Here is a 5,012-nt window from a genome sequence, read left to right as displayed (position 1 = left end):
TTGTCTTTTCGTCATGCCTGTAAACGACAGATTCCGATCATACCAGTGATCATAAAGCCTGGACTTCATCAAAATCCAGGCTTTACTTTACTTTGTTTTTAAGTTAATACTTTTCTTGTAGCTTAACTTAATGACATTGGGGGATTTTCTGCTTCTTTACGGTAAAGGATGGAAAAATGGAAAAGAGCGATCGTATTTCGTTTAAGGGAATAGGTCAAGTTTTAAAGATGCCTGCGGTTTGGATCATTGGATTTGTGACGTTTTGTAATTATGTATTTACTTTATCTTTGTACTACTTTACACCTTATGCGACATCGATCTTAGGGGCAACGGTTACTTTTGGAGCAACTTTAGCCGCTTTAAAGCGCTGGTTTTCTTTATTTGGAAATGTAGGTGGCGGATTTTTCTCCGATAAATTTGGAACAGGGAATGCGCTTTTGATTTCATTTGTGATCATGATTTTGGGAACATTAGGCATTTTGATCTTGCCGACACAATCGGATTCGATTTTGATGTTCACGATTTTATTTGTTCTGATTTATATTTTCTACAATGTCAATTATGCGCAGACATGGGCTATGATGGATGAAGGTGGTATTCCTGAAAAATTCTCCGGAACGGCTGCGGGCATTATTTCCACAGTCGGTTATTTGCCGGAAATCTTTGTTTCTGTATTAGCCGGGATTATGATCGATCAAAATCCTGGCGTAGATGGATATCGACAATTTTTCGGATTTTTGATTGCGATGTTGGCTTTAGGTGCCATTTTTGTCCTGATATGGAAGGCTTATTTAAAGAAACACCCAAAAGAAACAAACAAATAGGAGTTTTATGGAAACAGTTTTTGAAAAAGTATATGTGGAAACACCGGTGGATACGGATGAGGATGGAAAATACGATCTTATTGCGGTGTATATCAAACGACCGCGTTTAGATGAAAAAGTGCCGGTCGTATTCGTGGCGAATCCTTATATGTTACATTGTAATGAAGATTGGTATGAACTTTATGATGTCAATAAAAATATCAAGGCGTATCCAACGCAAAATATTACGGAAAGTGATATTTTGTTTGTTCCCAGAAAACAACCAATGTATCCTAAAACGAAGTCGCAGGGGGAAGTAAAAACCAATCCGATTCCAGAACCGGATCCAAGTGAATACGAATGTATTTCGGATTTGTACGATCATTTGATTGAAAGAGGATATGCCGGTGTTTTTAGTGCCGGATTGGGAACAAGAGGATCGGATGGCTTGACGCGTACCGGTTCGCAGGAAGAAATTCTTGCGTTTAAATCGGTTATCAATTGGTTGAATGGAAGAGCCCGAGCTTTTGTCGATCGTACAAGACAAATGGAGATCAAAGCGCATTGGTGTACCGGTTCTGTTGCCATGTCGGCTCGTTCTTATTTAGGAACGATGTGTATCGGTGTTGCCACGACCGGTGTTGAAGGACTGAAAACAATTATTCCGGAAGCAGGTATCTCTAACTGGTATGAATATTATCGACATAATGGTTTAACATTACCGGCCATGGACTGGCAGGGAGATGACTTAGATATTTTGTCAAAATATTGTTTTTCAAGAGTTCTGGATTCTAAAGATTTTGAAACGATACGTCCTTTATTTGAAAAATCGCAAAAGGAGCTTCAAGAAGGAGAAGACCGGGAATCCGGAAACTATAATCGCTTCTGGGATGAAAGAAACTATCTCAAACATGCCGATCAAATCAAGGGTTCTGTTTTTGTGATACAAGGACTTAACGATTGGAACGTAAAACCGGATCAAGGCATCTTGTTGTTTGAAAAGCTGCAGGAATTAGGAAAAGATCGAATGATGTTGTTGCATCAGGGACAACATATATACACATTCACTTAGAAGGCAGTCCGACTTTGTCTTTGATTGATCGATGGCTGGATTATTATTTAAAAGGTATGGATACCGGCATACAAGATGAGGCAAAGATCTTTGTTGAGAGCAATGTAGATCAGACGGTTTGGATGAAGGAAGAGCATTGGCCGCCTAGGCAAATGGAAGTGTATCAAATCAAGGATTCAGGAGTTCAAACGATCATAGATGATCTATCCAAAACAGTGTATGATCGAAAAAAGAAAAATACCAAAGAATGGCTGGATGAACTGGTATTAACACAAAATGCTCATTCACTTTCCTTTGATCTGGAAACGTTTAAAAAGTCAGTTCGTTTTGCGGGCCGGGCAAAAGTACAGTTTCGTGCCCGTATCAATCAGCCAACCGCTATATTAAGTGCTATGTTGGTTGAAAAAGGAGAACAAAAAAGATTAACATGTCAGTTAGATGGCAATGAGAATCGTTCTTTTCGATTTAAGCTGGAACAAAAACCATCCGCTTATTCCGTGATTACGCGAGGATGGATGAATGCACAAAATCGAAACAACAATTATTCAAAAGAAGAGATTGATCCACAGAGTTGGTACACCTATTCCTTTGAGTTTGTATCCAATGATTATACGATTGCACCAGGACATACGTTATCTTTGATCTTGTATGGTATGGACGTGGATCAAACACAGCTTCCATGGGTATCGACAACAATCGAAGTCGATACATCTTCCATTGTAGTGGAATGCCCTATCAAGTAACTTAAAGAGATAGTGAAGAAGGAGAGATTCGAGAGTGAATCTCTCCATTTTGTTTGGAAAGATCGTGAAATGAGCTGGTTGATCGAAATCTATAGAAAAATTAGGATTCCCATTTTCTTTGCATGACAGTTGTTTTTTTATATTTTATTATAATGTTGAAAGGGGGCATGAATCATGACATACCTCAAATCAAATTTACATTATTTACGTTTAAAGAATGGTTTATCACAGAAAGACTGGCTTCAAAATTGTATATGGCCCATCAGACGATATCCAATCACGAACTGGGAAAATCCGAACCGGATTTAGATGGTATGCAAAAGGATGCGGATTTTTATCAGATTCCATTATCAGATTTGATCGATGTTGATCTTTCCAAAAAACAGAAAGGTTTCATAGATTTGGGAAATGTACTGCTTGATACACATCGGAAAACCTTTCAAATCTTATCAGGAACGAAAGGAATCTATGTGATAAAGGATATTTGTAAGTGTCAGATCATTTTTGAAGATGCCAAGTATCATGATGAAGAATATCCGTTTCCTGTAGATCGCAGAGTTTTGGTCACAAATTATAATTTCTGGTGGTTTAATCGAAAAGTATATATTGGTTTAGAAATTGAAATGAAAGATCATAGAAAATTATATGTATATGTTTCGAATGACGCAAAGGTTCAAAATTCGGATTCTTTTAAGAAATACAGAAAACAGGCTCAACAAATAAAAGAAAAATTGATGAAATCATGTTTTGAATAGACCAAAAGTTCTATCCTATGATTGTGGATAGAACTTTTTTAGTCTGTGTATAACACATGCTTTTTATATTGATCAAAAACATTATTATTCTTCACGGATTCATAATAGTATTGATATAATTAAAAGAATCATACACCATAAAAGTGATATTGATCTATTTTCAAAGTTGGAAAAGTGAATCGTTATATTTTGACATAAATAATGTCTGTATATAGTATAAATTAAAAGAAGGAGGAAAGGTTCTTGAATATTACTGATAAGTTACTTCGACCCATTACGGAAGTTAATTATTTACGTGCAGAAAATGTGGATCGCTATCGAACCATCATTCGTTATTGTTTTGAAAGATATGAAAAAATCAATTATTGGATTTATAAAGAAGAAGTCTATTCTATGATGAAGGAAACCGGTCTTTTTGAAGATTATACGATGGATCAGTGTATGAATGATTTAAGTGCATTAGTAGAATGGGGTAATCTAACGGCCATGCAGGATGCGTCAAAAGTCAGCACAATTGAAGAATTTAAAAACCGGAAATTTCGTTATCAGCTCAGTGAATATACAATTGAGATTGAACGTATGACCATACGACTTGAAAATTTGGATATTCAAAGTGCTTCTTTGGAACCGAGTCTACTTGAAAGAATTTCCAAACAAATCAAGAGTATATACACGATTCAAAGCACTTCGGATGAACAAGTAAGCTCGTGGTGGAATAGTCTGAATGAAGATTTTATTCGTTTGAATCGTAACTACCAGGATTATATTCGTGATTTATCCAGTGCAAAAGCAGAAGAGATGATGAAAACAACGCAGTTCTTGTTGTTTAAGGATAAGATAATTACGTATCTTCGATCTTTTGTCAAAGGATTACAGGAGCAAGGTATTGTATTAGAGGCGTTTATTCGAAGAATACCCGATGATGTTATTAAAAATGTATTAGAAAAAGCGGTAGCGTATGAAATGTCTATTCCTCGCTTAGATAACAAGTTGGATGAGAAAGAATTATTAGAAGTTTTTTATGGACGTTGGCAAAGTTTATATAATTGGTATGTAGGCCAGGATACGATTTCAGAAGTGGAAAGAATGTCGGATGTGACGAGTGAGATTATTCGGAAAATAACTCGCTATGCACAACAAATTAGTGAATATCAGCATTTCAATATCAATCGTACAGAAGAATATCGGCATATTGCCAAAATTTTTAGCTTGTGTAAAAACATGGAGGAGGCTCATAAAATGAGCGCTATGGTTTTTGGGGTTGATCAAACATTTCATATTCGTGAATTTAGTGGTCGCACAACGGAGCAGATTGATAGTGGGGTTTATGAAGAACCGAGTTCGTTTATCGCGTTGGAGCCTAGAATCCGTCAAGCGGGCACAAAGTCTAAACGCAAACCGGCACCAAATTATGAGTTTGAACAGATGGCAGCTCGTATGGCAATTCTTGATGAACAACAAAAACGTAGTTCCATACGCACTCAGTATATTGAACAAAAAGTCCAATGTCATTAAGTTAAGCAAAACATGATCTTATGAGTCTTGTCTAAAATAGGCGAGGCTCTTTTATTTGTGAAAAAAAATCTAAAAAAGCTTGACAAAGAAAAAGTCGGAATCTTTAAACATAATCCGAAGGAAT

General features: G+C 36.4%; 5 protein-coding genes. All 5 read left to right on the top strand.

Going from position 1 to position 5,012, the window contains the following annotated elements; genetic code table 11:
* The first annotated feature begins 176 nt into the window (after positions 1-176).
* The 5 genes from U0M88_RS01630 (at position 177) to U0M88_RS01610 (ending at position 4,888) form a co-directional block, all read left to right on the top strand.
* Positions 177-824: an MFS transporter gene (locus U0M88_RS01630; protein WP_331868694.1), complete on the top strand. Its 648-nt coding sequence runs from the start codon at positions 177-179 to the stop codon at positions 822-824.
* Between the two features lie 7 nt (positions 825-831).
* A complete protein-coding gene (locus tag U0M88_RS01625) occupies positions 832-1,875 on the top strand; it encodes a CocE/NonD family hydrolase (protein WP_331868693.1) in 1,044 nt (347 codons plus the stop codon).
* Positions 1,876-1,889: 14 nt separating this feature from the next.
* A complete protein-coding gene (locus tag U0M88_RS01620; protein WP_331868692.1) occupies positions 1,890-2,618 on the top strand; it encodes a CocE/NonD family hydrolase C-terminal non-catalytic domain-containing protein in 729 nt (242 codons plus the stop codon).
* Positions 2,619-2,785: 167 nt separating this feature from the next.
* Positions 2,786-3,373: a helix-turn-helix domain-containing protein gene (locus tag U0M88_RS01615; RefSeq protein WP_331868691.1), complete on the top strand. Its 588-nt coding sequence runs from the start codon at positions 2,786-2,788 to the stop codon at positions 3,371-3,373.
* Between the two features lie 243 nt (positions 3,374-3,616).
* On the top strand, positions 3,617-4,888 hold the full coding sequence (locus tag U0M88_RS01610; RefSeq protein ID WP_331868690.1) for a TIGR02677 family protein: 1,272 nt from the start codon (positions 3,617-3,619) through the stop codon (positions 4,886-4,888).
* Positions 4,889-5,012 lie beyond the last annotated feature (124 nt).

Origin of the sequence: Faecalicoccus sp. (assembly GCF_036552745.1) — a bacterium.
Lineage (GTDB): Bacteria > Bacillota_I > Bacilli_A > Erysipelotrichales > Erysipelotrichaceae > Faecalicoccus.
This window is presented reverse-complemented; position numbering and strand designations above follow the sequence as displayed.